Genomic DNA, 16,578 nt, shown 5'->3' with positions numbered 1-16,578 from the left:
GTCACCTCCTTACGCGAGATAATTAACCGCCCTCAAACCATCGAGATTATAGGCAGCCTGTACGCTTTGGGCTTCTCGTACGGTAGATACTTGCTCGACCATGCCGTTACCGCTACGACGGTTAAACTGGCCGAACGGTTGGTTGTTACCACTGCGCTCCTGCCCGACAGATACATCGAAGTCCTGTACCTGCAACCCCTGGTTCTCAAGCGTTTGCTTCAGACTGGAAAGGTTGGCCTCGAGAATCTGCTTTATCTGGTGCGATGGTGCTTCAAGATACGCCTTCATCGCGCCACCTTCCATGATCAGGTGGATCTTAAGCTCACCCAAGTATTTCGGCTTAAGCTCGATCCTTGCTTCGCTCCTGCCATCAGCCACCAGTACATCGAATTTTTCAATGATTTGTTTGAGTATTTGGTCGGGATTGACCATTTGTACGAATGCCGGCTTTTGGGTGTTTGATACGGCGCTTGTGCTCGAATCCGCTAATCCCGCTGCGCTCGATACATCGGTGGTCGTTACGCTATACAGGGGCTGTTTTACCGTCGTCTCGGCAACCTTATCGGTGTCGCCTGCGGCCGAACCCTGAGGCGCGTCGGCATGCGCTTTGTCCCGTGCAGCTTGCGCCTGCATTCCGAAATCGCTGAGCGTACGCTTGGCACCGGCATGCTGTGCCGCAGGAGCGGTTTGCTCGCTGCTAGGTTTGGCATCGGATGTACCTGCTTGCGCGTCATTCATACCGGCATCGGTGGCCACCGGTTGCTGGAGAACGATACCCCCTGGCTCTCCGCCCGTAATGACATCCGAAGTGACCGCTTGCGAGGCTTTTGGCTGTGCGGTATTAGCCATATCACCGCCAGTTGTAGGCGTTATCACGCCCTGTAGCGCCCCTAGTTTCGCCATAATGAGCCCGGTGAGTGTTTCCTGATTGGTGCCTAACGCGGTCGTAGGGCCGCTATCGGCGTTTACGCTTTGCGATTGGGCCACGGCAAGAAGGTCTGCAATAAGCTTACTGTAGAGTAGGTTGAGGTCGTCTTTTGAGAGCGCGTTGGTGTCGCTTGACTGCAGGCTTATCTTGAGCTTGAGCTCTTCAGGCAGATTTTCGGCTAGGCCTTTAAGGCCATCCTGCAAACCGCCATCTTTAAGTAGTTCTTTAACCTCTACGAACAGCTTGGCCAGCATTGTATCGGCTTGCGAGCTTTGCGGTGTACTCAAACTCGAAATAATGGTATCGAGAAGCGGCGCCATATCGGATATCGTAGCGGCCGTTGTGCCGGTCTGCTGATTGCCTGCAAGAAGTTGCGACATCATACCTGCAAGTTTCTGGCCGAGCATCGCCAGAAGCCCCGACATACTATTGAGGCCATTAAGCTCTGTCGAAGTAAGCCCTGCAAGTTGACCGGCCCCCGCCGATAACAGCTGCGTTTGCTGAGTAAGATTGCCCTGGTTGGACAAGCCGGCCAAGATACTCATGAGGGACGCATTCTGACCGCTGCCCGGTAAGCCGCCTTGCAGCTGGGCTACGATGTCCCCAAAGAGAGCGCTAAACACATCGCCTTCACCGGTCTGCGTTGACCCTGTACCGCCTGAGCCCTGAGTTTGCGCTATGAGGGTTTGCGTCATCTGAATATCTAGAATGTTCATCGTGTCACCTCCTTTCGTTTGTTCTCTATCGTTACTGGTCATGTAACCCCAGCATTTTACTTAAGTTAGCCGCTCGTTTGGCGTCCATAGCGGCGAGCACTTGCGCCGCGGAGTCTGTCTTCATTAAGCTCAAGATGGCAACAGCTTCATTGTCATTTAGCTTTGCGAGGATAGCCGCCGCTTGCTCGGCGTCCATGCTTTCATATATTCTCACGAGCTTCTTGAGCCTCCCTTGGGAGCTTAGCGATGTCGTGGTAGTCGCCGGCAAGGTTGTTGTTACTATTGGCGCCGTTGTCGTTGTAGTCGTTGGCGCCAAAGTCGTCGTCGTTGTCGGCGTACCTTTCTTATTATCGGCAACTTGTGTCTTTTTTTCCGTTGTCGAAGAAGTATTCGTGTCTTTTTCCGCATCTTGTTTATTATTCTCTTGCGTCTTTGTCGCTGTTTGTTTGGCCGTGGTCTTAGTCTTTGTCCCTCCGATGACGCCTGTATAGCGGAGCGTTCCCGCCAGGACAATCGCATATATAACGACCATAATCGCTGCCAAGACTATTCCGTTTTTTTGCTTCTTATCCGTATTTGCTGCCAAATCGGTAACCCCTTATAGTTCAATTACCCTTTAAAGCTCCGAGGCGCGATGCATGATTTTCGCTACATATGCTTGGGTTTCTCTAAACGGCGGTACCCCGCCGTAACGCTTCACGTTACCCGGCCCGGCATTGTATGCTGCGAGCGCAAGCTCTGTTGATCCAAACCTATTGAGCATCATCTTTAGATATTTACAACCACCGTCGATATTCTGCGCCGCGTCATACGCATTGCTAACGCCCATCGACCGGGCTGTTGCCGGCATGAGCTGCATGAGACCGGCGGCGCCTACCTGCGACCGAGCGCGTGAGTTAAAACCCGATTCCGCCTCAATAACAGCCGTAATAAGGCTCGGATCGAGACCGTACTTGGCCGCAGCGTTTTGAATGAGTCCCGCATATGCTGAAGCCTTCCCCGGCATATTTAGTTCTGCCGCAGCACTCGCGCTCTTCTGCGAAGCCTGGGCAGCGGTAGGTGCGTTGTTCGATATGCCGGCTGCTTGACTTGTAGCAACTTGACCGAGAATCGAAGCAAAATCCGTCGATTCACCCGACGTAGCATCGGTCGGTGTTAATAGCGGATCAGTCGTGATTCCGGTTGCCGATGCCGGAGTGGTCTGCTGCATTGAAGAAGCGCCGAAACGACTTTGTATCTCCTGTATACGGTTCATTACGTTCGTAATGTCACTTAACATAGCAGCACCCTTAAAACGTTATGTCGCGCCTATAGCGTACGGTCGCGAGCTCATCTATCGAATTTTGCTCTACCTTTTCCGACTCGTGCCGGTATTCCTCGTATTGCTTATCGTGGAGCTTCTCGAGTACTTTCTTATCTTTCGTTGTATCGAGTAGGCGCTCTTGGGCTCCCCTTACTTCTTGTGCGAGCTGCTCCAGCTTAAGTATTTGCTCCCCGATGATTTTTTTGAGCCGTTCGATGTAGTTGGTATATACTGTTGCTTCGGCGGCATCGACGGCTACCTGCTGTTTTTGTCTGATCTCTTCCTGCAGATCAGCGAGCCGTCCTTGTAGTTTTTCAAGCAGCCGGTTTTCCGCTTCAAACAGCTGCTTGATATCTGCAAGCTCCTTCTTTGCGATATCTTCCTTCTTCTGGCGATGATGAAGGACCGGCTGTAATTTGAACTTAAACTTTTCCACCTATGCCTCGTTTATTGCTGCGTCATAATAGTGCGTGTCTTATTCCATTTATCTGCTGTTTTTTTTGTTCGCTAGCCGGCCGCCGTTAATGCGCGGTCGCCGAGAATATATTTAATAGATCATTTACCGTTGCCGTAAAATCTTGTCGTTCATCTACCGCCTGCCGTAAAAAGAAATTAACCTCGTCTATCAGTTCGATCGCGTAATCGATTCGCGGGTTGCTCCCGTTTACATACGCCCCGATGTTAATCAGGTCTTCGGCTTCACGGTAAGTTGCCAGTACGTCGCGCAGCTGCCCGGCTGCCGTTATATGCCCGCGGCTGACGACGTCAGGCATAACCCTGCTCACGCTTTGCAAGACATCAATGGCCGGATAGTGGTTCTGCGATGCGAGTCTTCTTGACAGGACAATATGGCCGTCCAAGATACCGCGGACCGCATCGGCTATCGGTTCATTCATGTCATCAGCCTCTACCAGGACGGTATAGAGGCCGGTAATGCTGCCCTGCTGCCCGGTCCCGGAACGTTCAAGCAATTTCGGCAGCAAAGCAAATACCGATGGCGTGTATCCCCTGGTTGCAGGCGGCTCACCGATGGCGAGGCCCACTTCGCGCTGGGCCATCGCAAAACGAGTCACCGAATCCATCATGAACATGACGTCTTTGCCCTGGTCGCGAAAGTACTCGGCGATAGCCGTTGCCGTAAAAGCCCCTTTCAGGCGAATCAGCGCCGGCTGATCGGATGTGGCGACAATAACCACTGAGCGGGCAAGGCCCGCTTCCCCCAAGTCTTTCTCAATAAAGTCGCGAACCTCGCGACCGCGCTCACCAATCAGACCAATTACGTTTACGTCAGCTGTTGTGTTGCGGGCAATCATGCCCAACAGCGTACTTTTACCGACACCGCTACCGGAAAATATACCAATCCTCTGGCCTTTACCACAGGTCAGGGTGCCGTCCATCGCTTTTACGCCGACCGCTAAGTGATCGCGAATGCGCGCTCTTCTAAGCGGGTCCGGTGGTTTGCTGTAAAGCGGGTAGTCCTTCATAGTAAGCACCGGACCACCGTCATCCATCGGGTGCCCGAGACCATCGAGCACTCGTCCAAGAAGCGTCTCGCCAACCCCGATTGAAAGCGACTTGCCGCTCGCAATAATCTCGCTTCCGGGTTTTATCCCGCTCATCTCACCGAGCGGCATCAGCAATACCCGGTTTTCCTTAAAGCCCACGACTTCAGCTGCAACCGGCGGTACGTTACGTGCAATCTGGATATGGCACAGCTCGCCGACTTGCGCAGCCGGCCCTTGTGATTCTATAACCAAGCCAACGACCTGGGTTACCTTGCCGTTTTGCTTAATCGGTGTGGTCATCCGTACGACGTTACTGAACTTTGCAAAATCAGGCTCTTTAACCTCAAGCTTACTCATCGTTCGTGACTTCTTTCAGCGCTTGCTCCAGCTGCCCGAACTGCGATTGAATGCGTGCGTCGACGTTCCCCGAGGCCGTTTCAAGAATACAGCCACCGCTTCGTATCCGGCGATCCATAACGACCTCGATCTTTTGCATGCCATCGATAGCGGCCATAAGGTCTTCTTTGTGCGCTTTCATTATCTCCACATCGCCCGGGTTGACGCGAATGCGCACATGCTCGCGCTCTGCGGTCAGAGTACATGCTCGCTTGGCAATGCCGACGACAGCCTCTGGTTTAAGTTCTATATGCTCGTCGACGACTTTCTCAGCGATTTGTACCGCCAACTCGACGACATTTTCTTCGTAACTGCGGATGATCCGCCATTTCTCTTCAAGCGCCTGTTCGGCTATAGAGCCGATCAGACTTGCTGCCTGCGCCATCTCGGCGTGTACCATATCAACGCCTACCTGGAGCCCCTTCTGATACGCCTCTTGCTCGATTTGTTGGGCTCTGATCATGGCGTCGTTTATTATCTGCTCTGCCTTTTGTTTCGCGTCGTCGATAAGCGCAGCATAGCCAGGATGACTCTCGGGCAGCATCCCCTGTCCTAAAACAGGACCAGCCTCAAGCTCCCCAAAATGGGCCGCTTTGATGTGACTGTCGCTGCGAATAACTTTAGACAACAATCTCTTCCTCTCCGCCGCGAGCGACGATAATCTCGCCGTCTTCCTCGAGGCGTCGTACGGTGTTGACGATTTCTTGCTGTGCTTGCTCGACGTCTCTCAGGCGTACCGGGCCGAGGAACTCCATATCCTCACGCAGCATCTCGCCTGCGCGCTGCGACATATTTGCAAATACTTTCTCTCGGAGGTCTTCGTTCGCAGTTTTGAGTGCAAGCGCGAGCTGTTTGGAGTCGACTTCGCGGAGCACGCGCTGTACCGCTCGATCCTCGAGGGTGATAACATCCTCGAAAGTGAAGAGCTTGCGGCGAATCTCATCGGCAAGCGTCGGGTTTTCGTCCTCCATGACCTCTAAGATAGCTCGCTCGGTACCACGATCGACCGAGTTAAGAATTTTTACCGTTGCATCGATACCGCCAACTGTCGAGTATTCTTGCCCTCGTGCCAGAGACGATATTTTCGATTCAAGGACACTCTCAACCTCGGAGATAATATCAGGGGTCGTGCGGTCCATAAGCGCAATGCGTCGAATAACCTCAGCCCGTAAGTTCGTGCTGAGTTGCTTTACGATTACGGAAGCCTGCTCCGGCTTCAGGTGCGATAAAACGAGCGCTATTGTCTGTGGGTGCTCGTCTTCCAAAAAACTATAGATTTCGTTAGGGTCGGCGTTGCGTAAGAAGTGAAACGGTGCGATCTCCATCGTTGCCGTCAAGCGCTCGATAATCTCGCGGGCTTTCGATTTACCGACGGCTCGCTCGAGCATATCGGTTGCATACTGCAAGCCACCTGACGTAATGAAGCCCTGGGCTTGGTAAATGTCGCCGAACTCCTTCATCACCGTATCGGTGACATCCTGCGGCATCTTCTCGACGTGCGCAATCTCGGCGACCAGAATTTCGACCTCGAATTCGCTGAGTCGCTTAATAATCTGAGCCGAAATATCCGGTCCAAGCGCAAGAAGTAGCACTGCTGCCTTTTGTCTATCGGGTATGCTGGTTCGCGTGTTTCTCGCCCGCAGTTTATTCCCTGCCATAATTATCTACCTCTATGCTACGTATTAAGCCACAATTTTAGCAGCTGAGCGACGTCTTGCGGCCGCTCTTTGGCAAGGTTTTGCAGCTCTTCCCTTGCAAGCTGGCGTTTCCGTTGCTGGATTGCCATTTCTTTCTTCTTCTCAGGCGTTAGGTCGCTATCAATGGTTATATCGTCAAACTCTGCTGCCGTGAGACCCGACACGCTAAGCTGCGAGATAGGTTGCCCGATAAAATTTTCCTGGCGGTGCCCGCTCGACTGCATGCCGGATAGCACCTTCCTGACAACAAAGAGTGCAACTATCAATAAAACGGCCACCAGCGCGTACTTTGCGATATTGGCGTACAAGTCCTGCTTCTGCGCATCGGCCATCGCTTTTTCTTCTTTCTTAACCCACGCGGTGTCGAACGGCACGCTGCTTACCGTAAGCACGTCACCTCGTGTCTTATCGAGACCTGCCGCTGCTGAGACCAGGCCTTCTATCGTCTTGTTCTGGATCGGTTTCGTGCCGTCGTTGTTGACGACAACTGCCACCGAAAGCTTCTTAACCTCACCCGGAGGTTTAACTTCATGTTCTTCGACCTCGGTCGGTTTATAGTTTGTGGTTGTTTCCTTGCGAGAATAATTATTCGATTGCGTGCTCTGCGTCGTCGCAGGATATGTGGTACTTGCCTGGGTATTTGTGGATGTTGAGCCTGAGGTTTGCCCGGTAACACCGGCTACGCCACCGGGCGGCGACCCCGGTCCGGTAAATTTTTCGGTTGATGATTGCTGGCTCATAATAACAGGGTTATCCCCTTGCTCGACCCGTTTGGTACTGGTTTCTTTCGATGTGAAATCGAGGCTCGCCGATACGCGCACAACGGCATTGCTCTCGCTCCCCAGCACTTTGCCAAGCATGGAGCCGATCGATTTTTCGAGGCTGCTTTCGTAGAGCTGCTTTGCCTGCAGCTGCGTCTTAGTATAGCCGCTCGCGATAGCCTCGGCCGAATCACCTTGGCCGTCGCTGAGCACATTACCGTCGGTATCCACCAGTGTCACGTTCTCGGGTTTTAGCCCCTCAACGCTTCGCGCAACAAGGTTCACAATACCCTGGACCTGGCCGCCCTGGAGTTTTATGCCTGCCTTCGGTTTAATGATAACCGAAGCGGTTGCCGGGTTTTGTTGATCGGTATAGAGAGACGATTCCGGTATTACAATATGCACCCGTGTACCTTCTACCTCATTAATTTGAGAGATCGTGCGGGCGAGTTCGCCTTCGAGCGCCCGGCGGTAGTTTACCTTCTGTTGGAAATCCGACATGCCGAAACTTGCATTGTCGAATATCTCAAAGCCGACCGTTCCCCCCTGTGGAAGCCCTTGCCCTGCTAGGGATATCCTGGTTTCGTATACTTTGTCCTGCGGCACCTCGATAATTGAAGACCCGTTCAGGCGATATGCTATCTTCTGCTCTTGAAGCTTAGTTACGATGGAGCTCGCATCTTCCGGGCTCAGATTAGAGAACAAGACGCCGTACGATGGGCGGGATACCCAATAAACCAGTGAAACCAGAGCAACCACAAACAGGACTACCGTGATTACGATAATCATTTTCTGGTTTATCTCAAGCTTACTCCACCCTACCTGGGCTTTTTCTAGTGTTGCAGCGGGTGTTGCCATCGGCTACCTCGATCGCTAGATCTGCATTCTCATTACTTCTTGATACGCTTCAACGACTTTATTTCTGAGTTGTATTGTGAGTTGCAGCGCGGTGCTGGCTTTTTCCGTCTCTATCATGACGTCGCTGATATCGATCTCACCTGCGACAAATTTCTGTACCGCATTGTCAGCGTTCTTCTGCATCTCATCTGTTTGCTTGATGGTATCGTTAAACATATCTGCGAACGATCCAATAGCCTTGGCGGATTGGCTTTCCGGCTGCTCTTTTGTGCCGATACTGATCGGCTTAATCAAAGACGGTGTGATTTGCATAATGCCCAGCCCTTCTCAACTATATCTCTAGTGATTTAACGGCCATGCTCTTAGCCGTACTCATGACTGTCACGTTTGCTTCGTATGCGCGTTGAGCTGAAACCATGTTTACCATTTCGGTTACGATATTGATGTTCGGCATTGCTACGTAACCGTTTGCATCCGCGTCGGGATGATTCGGGTTGTAGACCATCCTCGGTGTGCTCGAATCTTTTGCTATTCCAACTACTTCAACCCCTTGTTTAGCGGATGAAGTGGCATTCCCGAAGGCCTGTGCAAAGCTCTGGCCTTGCGGCGCCATAATCACATCCAGGCGGCGATACGGGCCGCCCTCAGCGGTGTGCGTCGTATTAGCGTTGGCAATATTGCTTGATATCGTATCGAGCCACAGACGATTTGCCGTAAGACCCGATGAACTAATACGCAGCGTAGAAAAAAGGCTCATCCTTATCTACCTCCGTTGATGACAGTTCGAAGCGTGCTGAAATGAGAGCCCATAAGCTGGGCCATTGCGTTATAGCGAAGCCCGTTTTCAGCAAGGTTCGACATCTCTTCGTCGATATCGACATTATTGCCATCTTCACGCATTGACGATGAATTGATCGTCGTAACTTTTGCCTGGACAGAGCTTACGTCTCGCCCGCCCGGCATGTGCTCTGGGTCGGTCGTTGTGAGTGTTGGCGTCATTTTGTTACGAACAGCGAGCTTAAACTCGTCCTCGAAGCTCACAGCCTGCTTCTTGTACCCGGGCGTGTTTATATTCGCTATGTTGCCGGCGATTACCTGCTGTCTGAGGGAAGATGCGCTTATACCTGTGCGCAACGCAGTGAAGGCGTCGTTTGAGAATAGGTCCCCTATCAATGTCTGTCACTCCCATGTGCTTCAACGTGCTCCGATGTCTCATGCGGCAAGCTACACAGCGGTATGCTGTGACCCTGCCCGACACGCACGACTTTCGTGATGCATGCCGTTGCGGTTTCGATTTATTCGAAACCGCCACCTGAAGCGATTAGTTTATCTACTAGTTCTTTTGGAAAACGCCATTCTTTGCCGATTTTCGTACCGGGGAGCTTCCTTTCCCTGGCCAGTCTGCATATCGTGATCTGGCTCATCTGCAGGTACTCGGCCAATTGTTTTGCAGTCATAATTTCGATTGTGCTGCTATTCATTACTCTCCCCCGGTTCGCACCGCTGCGTTTGCGGTTTCTTGCTTAGAAGAATAAGCAACGGCTTTGTTTATTGTAGAATAATTTTCGTTTCTATAGCAACTGATTAATTACATATTGGGCTATTTTATCGTTTATTATCGAATACTATTCTATGTGCGCTGTTAGATTCCTTACTATCGTTTAATATCAGATAGCAAACTTCTAGATAGTATTAATAGCACACGATACTGAGCCGTACTTAGGGAGATTTAGTAGTTTCTGTTAGTTGCGTGCAGCATGGAATACGATGCTTGAGCGCTGCTCAGAAGGGTCTTCTGGGAGGTTGACTGTAATGTAGTTTGAGCGAAAAACCTCAGTCGGTCGGTTTTCCTTGGCCTCTGTTTCCAGTCCAGCCACTTGAATCAACTTTACCCTTGAATCTTCTGAACGTAATTCCTTTGCTGCCTCTGACATTGCTAACACTCCTAAGTAACAATCCTGAATCCTGGTTCGACATTTGGCGTTTGTTTAAAGAACTTATATTTGATATATCGGTCCAGGCAAGTAGCAACTTAAGAGCCAACTTCAAAATCTCTTACGAAAAACTACGAAACATTCGCCGGTCCTGCTGCCGGTTTCACAGCCCGCCCGACAATCACGCTATATTAGCTCCGCGATGCTCTGCTTGATCTCTTTTATTAACTGTGCATCGGGATACTTCTCGGCGCCCACGTCTATCACATCGAGCGCCTCCCTTATCTGCCCGAGCTTAGTAAGAGCCCGGGCAAGCGAAATGTAGAGCGCGTATTCTTCGATCCCCCTTTCCAACGCCTCATAGAAGAATATTTTTGCTTCCTCATAGCATTCGCTGCTAAGAGCAGTGCGGCCGAGGATGAAAAAAGCCTCTCCGTCGGCAGCGTCACACTCATACGCGCCTATCAGCCGCTCGACGGCAAGGTCATTATGGCCGGCATCGTAATAGATTTTTCCAAGCAAAAGATCGGTTTCGCCGTCGGCGCACCCGAGATGCGAGAGTACTGCCGTTGCACGCTCAAACGCGCCGAGCTCCTTTAAATCCAACAACTTTCGCAGCACATTAGTTGCGCTATCGAGCGCTTCATAAAGCTCGTCCCTGGATAGCTCATGTGTAATCGGCTCGCAGCTAAGCGCGCACAAAAGCGCGCGATACAGTTCATATTGGACGCGGTACTCTTGATGGTCTTTAAATGTATCGATGGTTTGGCGCGCATTCTCGTAGTCACCGACGAGGGCATAGCAAAGCGCCGTGTCGGTGAGCGCATCGATGTTGGGCTGCTCTACCCAATTCACCGAACCCAACATTCCGAGCGCCTCGCCGTAGCGCCGCACGTTGACCAGGCACTGCCCTTTAAGCACGGTAACCTCGGGTATAGACGTGATGCTCTGCAGGCGATCGAGGTAGTCAAGAGCGTAGGCATAGTGGCCCAACCCCACCAAAACACGGGCGACCGCCAGGAGCGCCGTGTCGGAAGTCGCATCGATGAGCTGCTCGAGTGTCTCTTTGAGTTCTTCTGGTTTCATGGTGCGCCCGAGGCTCTCACCAAGGGCAACGAGCGCGGGCTCAAAACGGGGGTTTAGCGACAGCGCGTGCCGGTATGCGTTAACGGCATCTTCGTTTCTACCAATGGCCGCTAGCGAATCGCCGAGCATGCAGGCGGATAAATACCCGCCAACGCCCGCTTGGCCGATGTATGGCTGGGAAGCCGGGCCCATGTTCACGCAGGTGGCAAAGCACTCAGCCGCATCGGCAAATTCTCCCGCATCGAAGAGCACCGCCCCATCCAGGTGGTAGAGGTCGGAAAAGTCAGAGTAAGCCTCTATGGCATCGGCGATTACACTACGAGCCTCATCGGTTCTGCCAAGCTCCCGTAAGCACAGTGTGATATTGCGGACGAGCGACGGCGCGTGCCGGTGCATCGAAGCCGGCAGACTGGCAAATGCCTGCTTGTATGCATCTAAGGCGCCCTCGAGGTCGCCCCATCCGATGCGCTCAGCTCCCAAATTATAGAGGGCGGCTATTTCACCTAGGTCCTCTTCGGCTAGCAAAGCGGACGCATTAAGATTAAGACCGGCGCACCCGGTAACGATATTGTCACCTACCGAGGGGCATAAAATTTTAAGGTCGGCGATTCCGGCCTTGCAGCCGCCTCCCTGCGTGTTTTTGTCACCAGCCAGCACGCCATCCGTCTGGTTCCGCCACAAACGAAACGACAGGTTGTAAAGAGCCATACCGGCCCCGGCGCCGCTGGCTGAAAATTCGCTCAAGAAAAGGCCGTCAAACTCGGTGGTTTCAAGGAGGTTTCGAACCTGCGACCGGTCGATAAAGCCGAGCTCTTCACCGGCATTTATAACCAAAATCCAGCCGCCGGTCGCGTATTGTGAAATAACGGAGCGTACCGAAGCGGCGTCGACACATTCAACCGGTACGATTGTCGCGTCGATATGCCCCGCAACCACATCCGCGGTATCATCCATCGTAATAACGACGAGTTCATCGGCAACACTTCGCACGTTCTCAAGAGTGCTCGACAACCCCCAGGCACCGTCATGAGCGATCACCACAACGCTGAGCATGGGATTCGAGACATACATATCGGGAGCCCGCCATGGGCTATCAAGGTATTGCTCCGCATAGAGCACCACCGGATCGGTGCCAAGCGAGATATTATCATCGGTATCTACGTGTGAATTGACTATGAACGGCTGAAACCCTTGCTCCATTTACCCACCTGCTGCTCAATAATGCCGGTATTCACCGTCTGCTCACCTATTCCCTAACGCAAGCCCCGGCCTATCGTCTCTATTTACTAGCGCTACTATTACTATTATTATGTATCATTACCGATCGCCTTACAGCCCGGTTACGTTATGTGGCCTTTACCAACGATAAACTTACGCCTTGTTTTGCATCGGTTAACGCTTTTCTCGCCACCACAAGGTACTGGGCATACCGGCACTCTACTTCGAGGCTTTCCGGTACGATATTGAGCGTCTTTAACTTCTTCATAAACGCGTGCGCCTCGTCTTCGTCGATCCGCTCGCCCTCGATACCTTCCACCGCTAAGATTTCGTAGCCCGCCCACTTAAACATGTGGGCTACCTCGCGCAGCGTAAAGAAACGAACGGAGCCCGCCCTCTCCGACGCCCGCGTCGCCCGGTAGCGCGCACGACCGCCAAGCAGTTCTTTGATAACCGGGAAATACAGGTTGTTGGATACAGAGGCTATGAGCTGTCCGTCAGCCGTGAGAAACCTGCGCTGCCGCGAGATCAGCCGGCGCGGGTCTTTTAAGCACTCGAGCACGTTATCGTAGATGATGCAGTCGAAATAGCCGTTCTTGAACGGAAGCTCGACCTCCTCGATATCGCCGACGATGACCCGGTCAAGCCGGTCACGCGCCTGTGTGGCAAGGTTATCGTTAACCTCGACGCCGACAACTTCGCGCATATTGACCGATTTAAGCATTTCCCCGAGCATGCCCTCGCCGCACCCGATATCGAGCACGCGTTTCGCCTCGGGCGAAACAGCCTGCACAAGCAGCTGGCTCATCTTCTGCTTTAAAGCGCCGTCACGCACCCCGATGTACGGGTGCTCGCGCTCGGGCGTTGAGATCACATGCGTCAGAATAGTGTTTTGGTTTCTTTTTACCGTCTTATCCAGGATAAACTCGAGCCGGTGGTTAAACGTGTGCTCCCGCAAGACGCGCTCTTTTGCGTTTCGCGCCATCTCAGCACGGCGCTGCTCGTTTCCAAGGTAGAGATCGATCTTTTTAATGAGCTCGTCGGTGGAGGCAAACGTGTCGACCTCACTGCCGATATCAAAATGCCGGTACAGTTCGGGACGCGAGTTATCGATGAGCTGGAACCCACCGCTTGCGGCAACTTCAAATATCGCACCGTGCGGCGAAAGCGCCTCGAGGTCGTACTGGCTTCCGTTGACCATAGCCGATACATCGGGCGCCCGGTGAACATTCACAACGATAGCAGCATTGGCATAATAGCGCGCCGCATCCGCCGGATGAGCAGCCACTGTATCGAAGTGCAGAAAGTTGCCGTTGTCGGCAACAGGCAGCTTGTCGTCATGAGCAACGCCTGGACTCAATATCTTAAGTAAAAGCCCGCATTCGGCCGCATACTCGACGACATCATTTATAAGTAGCGCGTTATCGGAAAGCGAAGGCGCCACGATACAGATATCCGATTTAAACTGCGGCTCTACCAGGCGTTTAAATATCTTGGGATGTGCCGCCAGCGGCAGCTGGTGGACAACATCGCAGCCGCATTCCCGGTACAAGTTAACCGCAGCGGTTTCAACGGTGAAGATGTAATCGTACACACCGGCACAGTTAATAGTGCGCTCTATATTATATGGATCGTTGACAGCCCAGAGTACGACGCTTGCCCCCATCTTCTGTATCGATACGACCAGGGGTTTTGGAAGGCTGCAACTGTTAATAGTCAATACAAGGTCGGGCTCAAATTCGCTTACCACCTGCAGCAACGGTGCGGCAGAGTAGAAATGGAGCGCGTCCGGGGAGTAATTAATGCCCGCGTGTTCCTTCGATAAACCAAATGCATGGTTGAAAAATGCGATGTGGGCCGAAAGATCAAAGAGGCGATAATCGATATCCATGCTCTGAAGCGAGAGATCGATATACCTATCGACCGGCTCATACGCTGGATATGGGCCTGAGTTTACGAATAAGACCTTCACCGCATCCCCTTTTACCGCTGCAACTAAAAGTATTTCTGTGGCTTATATTATGTCTTAAGAGCCGCCTTCTCGACGGGCATAGCTAATTAAAAGTCTATCTGACGCCCGCTCTGTTGTAAAGCAAGCGTAAAGTGGCAAAAACCGCTAGAAAGCAAAGAACTCAAGAATATATTTGCCGGTCGCGGCCTTGGTATTCTTGAGTTCTATATAAGCTTTTCCATATGAAGTGAACCTTTCGACTAGTTCACGTTTGTATTATTATCTGATCTGCTTCCACGCTGTTAGGAGATCTCTTAATAGTGCTTCCACATGTTTAACCTTCGCAACATCGTTGTTTGCGTTGGCTAAAGTAAGTTCTTTAAGCATGTAGACATAGAGCTCTTGAAGGTTCTGCGCAACCTCGCCACCCTCTTCGGTATTTAGGGAGGCAAGGAGCTCCTCGATAATCGCTATTGCACGGACTAAATAATGAACCTTTTTACCTAAATCGCCTTTGTTCATGTAAAATGCGGTTTTATTTAGCCGACTTATGGCACCATCATAAAGCTGGATTATGAGGTCGAGCGGATTGGTCGTGGTAGTGACCATTGTATTTGTATACGCATTATGTGCGTAAGCTGTGGTTGCCATTGTCTTAACCCTTCCTATTTGCTACTATTGTAATTGGCCGCAGCCTGCTGAGTCAGATAGGTGCTCTGCCCTTGAAGCTGTTGCATCACTTTATCGAGATTATTATATTTCTTCTTTAGATCTGCTTCCATTTTATCAAGCCTGAGCGTTAGCGACTCTTCTTTCTTGGCGAGAAGTTTTGCCGTAGCATCATAGGCTTTCTGCTTGTCAGGTACGACTTGCTTTTCATAAGTACTCAGCGTGCTCTCAAGCGCTGTCGCCGCTGCGTTTATCGTAGCCACAACATTTTGCTCGTTACCAACCAGTGCTTTATCAAAGGTCGCCGAATCAAAAGATAAGACGCCGGTTTTATCGTGTGTGACGCCGAGCACTGCCAGTGAGCTATTACTATAGTTATTAGTCACCATATCTCGAAGCGTGTTCTTTAAGGACCTTAGGGTGCTATCGGTTCCAATAGAGCCCTTCGCATCTTTTGTGCCTTCTAGGCTTTTTAAGGTGCTCATCGCAGCATTATACGCTGTGACGAAAGCATTTATCTTGGATTTTATCGCATCGGTATCTTTTACTATATCAAGGTTAACTGTGCCTCCAGCGGAATCATCTTTTAGGGCAATTGTGACACCTTCAATAACGTCGGTAAACGAATTTGATGATTTCGTAATCGTAAGACCATCAACTATAAGCAAGGCATCCTTAGCGGCCAGAGATTGTGTCATATTGGTGATACCGCCGATTACGGCACCGTTCACATCATACGTCGCGTTAAACGCAAGTCTCGAGAGCCCCGTCGCATCGGTCTCAGTTGGCGCCTCTTCATATATCCCATTGTTATTCTCGTCAACTTTTATCGTGATTTTGTTTGAAGCACCGGTTGTATTTGATGTAATGAAAAGTCTATTGCCTGTCCCATCATTTACTATAGATGCGCCAACTCCGGCTTTGGCGCCATTGATCGCATCCCGCAAGCCTTTCAGTGAGTTGTTGGTCGCATCAACGGTAATAGTAAAGACGGCCCCGCTGCCCACCTGTATCTGCATTTTTTGTGTGTTGTTCAGTGAGAGATCGGCAACCTGATCGGTTGTATTGGTGAATGCAGCTGAATAGATGCTTTGCACGGTTGCCGTGTTAGTAACTTTAATGGTGTGGTGAGCAGCAGAAGCGCCGGTCGTTGCGACTCCAGCCAAGATGTTGGTATTGCTCGATACCGCTTTCATGCCCACGATATTGCTATCCTTCAGCGCTGTCATCGACCCTTTCAAGGTCGAAATTGACGAAAGAAGTGAACCAAGCCCGGTTATCTTTGCCTGGTAATCGGCCTCTTTTTTCTGAAGGTTCACAAGCGGCTGGCGCTCAACCTGCATCAACTTGCTGACAATGTCATCGGTGTTTATGTTGGAAAATATACCGGACGTCGTTACACTGCTCATGATATCTACGCCTCGTTCTCAAATCCGCTTTTTTGCATTTCTTTCATGCGTTCGTACGCCGCAACGACTTCTTTGGGTGGTATCTGCTTGATAACTTCGCCGTTCTTATCCAAGAACTGGATAACGACTTGCTTGTTATCTTGCAAC

At 51.4% G+C, this 16,578-nt stretch carries 17 protein-coding genes; all 17 read right to left on the bottom strand.

Going from position 1 to position 16,578, the window contains the following annotated elements:
• Positions 1-9: 9 nt before the first annotated feature.
• The 17 genes from VGK02_11220 to fliD all read right to left on the bottom strand — a co-directional run bounded on the left by VGK02_11220 (position 10) and on the right by fliD (position 16,431).
• Positions 10-1,644, bottom strand: a complete 1,635-nt coding sequence (locus tag VGK02_11220; GenBank protein HEY3375610.1) for a flagellar hook-length control protein FliK — start codon at positions 1,642-1,644, stop codon at positions 10-12.
• 31 nt (positions 1,645-1,675) lie between these two features.
• The gene (locus VGK02_11215; GenBank protein HEY3375609.1) at positions 1,676-2,230 is read right to left on the bottom strand and encodes a hypothetical protein; all 555 of its coding nucleotides are present in this window, start codon (positions 2,228-2,230) and stop codon (positions 1,676-1,678) included.
• A 30-nt stretch (positions 2,231-2,260) separates the two neighbouring features.
• A complete protein-coding gene (locus VGK02_11210; protein HEY3375608.1) occupies positions 2,261-2,923 on the bottom strand; it encodes a lytic transglycosylase domain-containing protein in 663 nt (220 codons plus the stop codon).
• A gap of 10 nt (positions 2,924-2,933) precedes the next feature.
• Positions 2,934-3,383: a flagellar export protein FliJ gene (gene fliJ / locus VGK02_11205; GenBank protein ID HEY3375607.1), complete on the bottom strand. Its 450-nt coding sequence runs from the start codon at positions 3,381-3,383 to the stop codon at positions 2,934-2,936.
• A gap of 85 nt (positions 3,384-3,468) precedes the next feature.
• Positions 3,469-4,809: a flagellar protein export ATPase FliI gene (fliI, locus tag VGK02_11200; protein HEY3375606.1), complete on the bottom strand. Its 1,341-nt coding sequence runs from the start codon at positions 4,807-4,809 to the stop codon at positions 3,469-3,471.
• Entirely contained in the window at positions 4,802-5,476 is a 675-nt protein-coding gene (locus tag VGK02_11195) for a FliH/SctL family protein (protein ID HEY3375605.1), read from the bottom strand. Before VGK02_11195 ends, fliI begins: the two co-directional genes overlap by 8 nt.
• A complete protein-coding gene (gene fliG / locus VGK02_11190) occupies positions 5,469-6,506 on the bottom strand; it encodes a flagellar motor switch protein FliG (protein HEY3375604.1) in 1,038 nt (345 codons plus the stop codon). Before fliG ends, VGK02_11195 begins: the two co-directional genes overlap by 8 nt.
• A 17-nt stretch (positions 6,507-6,523) precedes the next feature.
• A complete protein-coding gene (gene fliF / locus VGK02_11185; GenBank protein ID HEY3375603.1) occupies positions 6,524-8,164 on the bottom strand; it encodes a flagellar basal-body MS-ring/collar protein FliF in 1,641 nt (546 codons plus the stop codon).
• 15 nt (positions 8,165-8,179) lie between these two features.
• Positions 8,180-8,476 (bottom strand): flagellar hook-basal body complex protein FliE, encoded by a 297-nt coding sequence (gene fliE / locus VGK02_11180; protein ID HEY3375602.1) that lies wholly within the window; start codon positions 8,474-8,476, stop codon positions 8,180-8,182.
• 19 nt (positions 8,477-8,495) lie between these two features.
• On the bottom strand, positions 8,496-8,921 hold the full coding sequence (gene flgC / locus VGK02_11175; protein HEY3375601.1) for a flagellar basal body rod protein FlgC: 426 nt from the start codon (positions 8,919-8,921) through the stop codon (positions 8,496-8,498).
• A 2-nt stretch (positions 8,922-8,923) separates the two neighbouring features.
• Complete coding sequence (flgB, locus tag VGK02_11170; GenBank protein ID HEY3375600.1) at positions 8,924-9,337, bottom strand: flagellar basal body rod protein FlgB; 414 nt, start codon at positions 9,335-9,337, stop codon at positions 8,924-8,926.
• A 122-nt stretch (positions 9,338-9,459) separates the two neighbouring features.
• Positions 9,460-9,645, bottom strand: coding sequence for a helix-turn-helix domain-containing protein (locus VGK02_11165; protein HEY3375599.1), 186 nt, complete (start codon positions 9,643-9,645; stop codon positions 9,460-9,462).
• A 261-nt stretch (positions 9,646-9,906) separates the two neighbouring features.
• Positions 9,907-10,098 carry a hypothetical protein gene (locus VGK02_11160; GenBank protein ID HEY3375598.1) on the bottom strand — a complete coding sequence of 64 codons (192 nt, stop codon included), beginning with the start codon at positions 10,096-10,098 and terminating at the stop codon, positions 9,907-9,909.
• A gap of 186 nt (positions 10,099-10,284) precedes the next feature.
• Positions 10,285-12,384: a hypothetical protein gene (locus VGK02_11155; GenBank protein ID HEY3375597.1), complete on the bottom strand. Its 2,100-nt coding sequence runs from the start codon at positions 12,382-12,384 to the stop codon at positions 10,285-10,287.
• 145 nt (positions 12,385-12,529) lie between these two features.
• Positions 12,530-14,374, bottom strand: a complete 1,845-nt coding sequence (locus tag VGK02_11150) for a glycosyltransferase (GenBank protein ID HEY3375596.1) — start codon at positions 14,372-14,374, stop codon at positions 12,530-12,532.
• Between the two features lie 258 nt (positions 14,375-14,632).
• Positions 14,633-15,004, bottom strand: coding sequence for a flagellar export chaperone FliS (gene fliS, locus VGK02_11145; protein HEY3375595.1), 372 nt, complete (start codon positions 15,002-15,004; stop codon positions 14,633-14,635).
• 14 nt (positions 15,005-15,018) lie between these two features.
• The gene (fliD, locus tag VGK02_11140) at positions 15,019-16,431 is read right to left on the bottom strand and encodes a flagellar filament capping protein FliD (GenBank protein ID HEY3375594.1); all 1,413 of its coding nucleotides are present in this window, start codon (positions 16,429-16,431) and stop codon (positions 15,019-15,021) included.
• Between the last annotated feature and the right edge of the window lie 147 nt (positions 16,432-16,578).

The sequence above is a fragment of the Candidatus Aquicultor sp. genome, from assembly GCA_036504445.1.
In the GTDB taxonomy this organism is placed as follows: Bacteria; Actinomycetota; Aquicultoria; order Aquicultorales; family Aquicultoraceae; genus DASXVE01.
The sequence above is the reverse complement of the archived record's forward strand: the minus strand, read 5'-3'. Positions and strand labels throughout refer to the sequence as shown.

What these genes read in the sequence shown, in the direction of transcription:
- fliS (HEY3375595.1), bottom strand. Translation starts at nt 15,004, where the DNA reads ATGGCAACCACAGCTTACGCACATAATGCGTATACAAATACAATGGTC.
- fliF (HEY3375603.1), bottom strand. Translation starts at nt 8,164, where the DNA reads ATGGCAACACCCGCTGCAACACTAGAAAAAGCCCAGGTAGGGTGGAGT.
- fliG (HEY3375604.1), bottom strand. Translation starts at nt 6,506, where the DNA reads ATGGCAGGGAATAAACTGCGGGCGAGAAACACGCGAACCAGCATACCC.
- fliD (HEY3375594.1), bottom strand. Translation starts at nt 16,431, where the DNA reads ATGAGCAGTGTAACGACGTCCGGTATATTTTCCAACATAAACACCGAT.
- flgC (HEY3375601.1), bottom strand. Translation starts at nt 8,921, where the DNA reads ATGAGCCTTTTTTCTACGCTGCGTATTAGTTCATCGGGTCTTACGGCA.
- VGK02_11220 (HEY3375610.1), bottom strand. Translation starts at nt 1,644, where the DNA reads ATGAACATTCTAGATATTCAGATGACGCAAACCCTCATAGCGCAAACT.
- VGK02_11165 (HEY3375599.1), bottom strand. Translation starts at nt 9,645, where the DNA reads ATGAATAGCAGCACAATCGAAATTATGACTGCAAAACAATTGGCCGAG.
- fliI (HEY3375606.1), bottom strand. Translation starts at nt 4,809, where the DNA reads ATGAGTAAGCTTGAGGTTAAAGAGCCTGATTTTGCAAAGTTCAGTAAC.
- VGK02_11210 (HEY3375608.1), bottom strand. Translation starts at nt 2,923, where the DNA reads ATGTTAAGTGACATTACGAACGTAATGAACCGTATACAGGAGATACAA.
- fliE (HEY3375602.1), bottom strand. Translation starts at nt 8,476, where the DNA reads ATGCAAATCACACCGTCTTTGATTAAGCCGATCAGTATCGGCACAAAA.
- VGK02_11160 (HEY3375598.1), bottom strand. Translation starts at nt 10,098, where the DNA reads ATGTCAGAGGCAGCAAAGGAATTACGTTCAGAAGATTCAAGGGTAAAG.
- VGK02_11155 (HEY3375597.1), bottom strand. Translation starts at nt 12,384, where the DNA reads ATGGAGCAAGGGTTTCAGCCGTTCATAGTCAATTCACACGTAGATACC.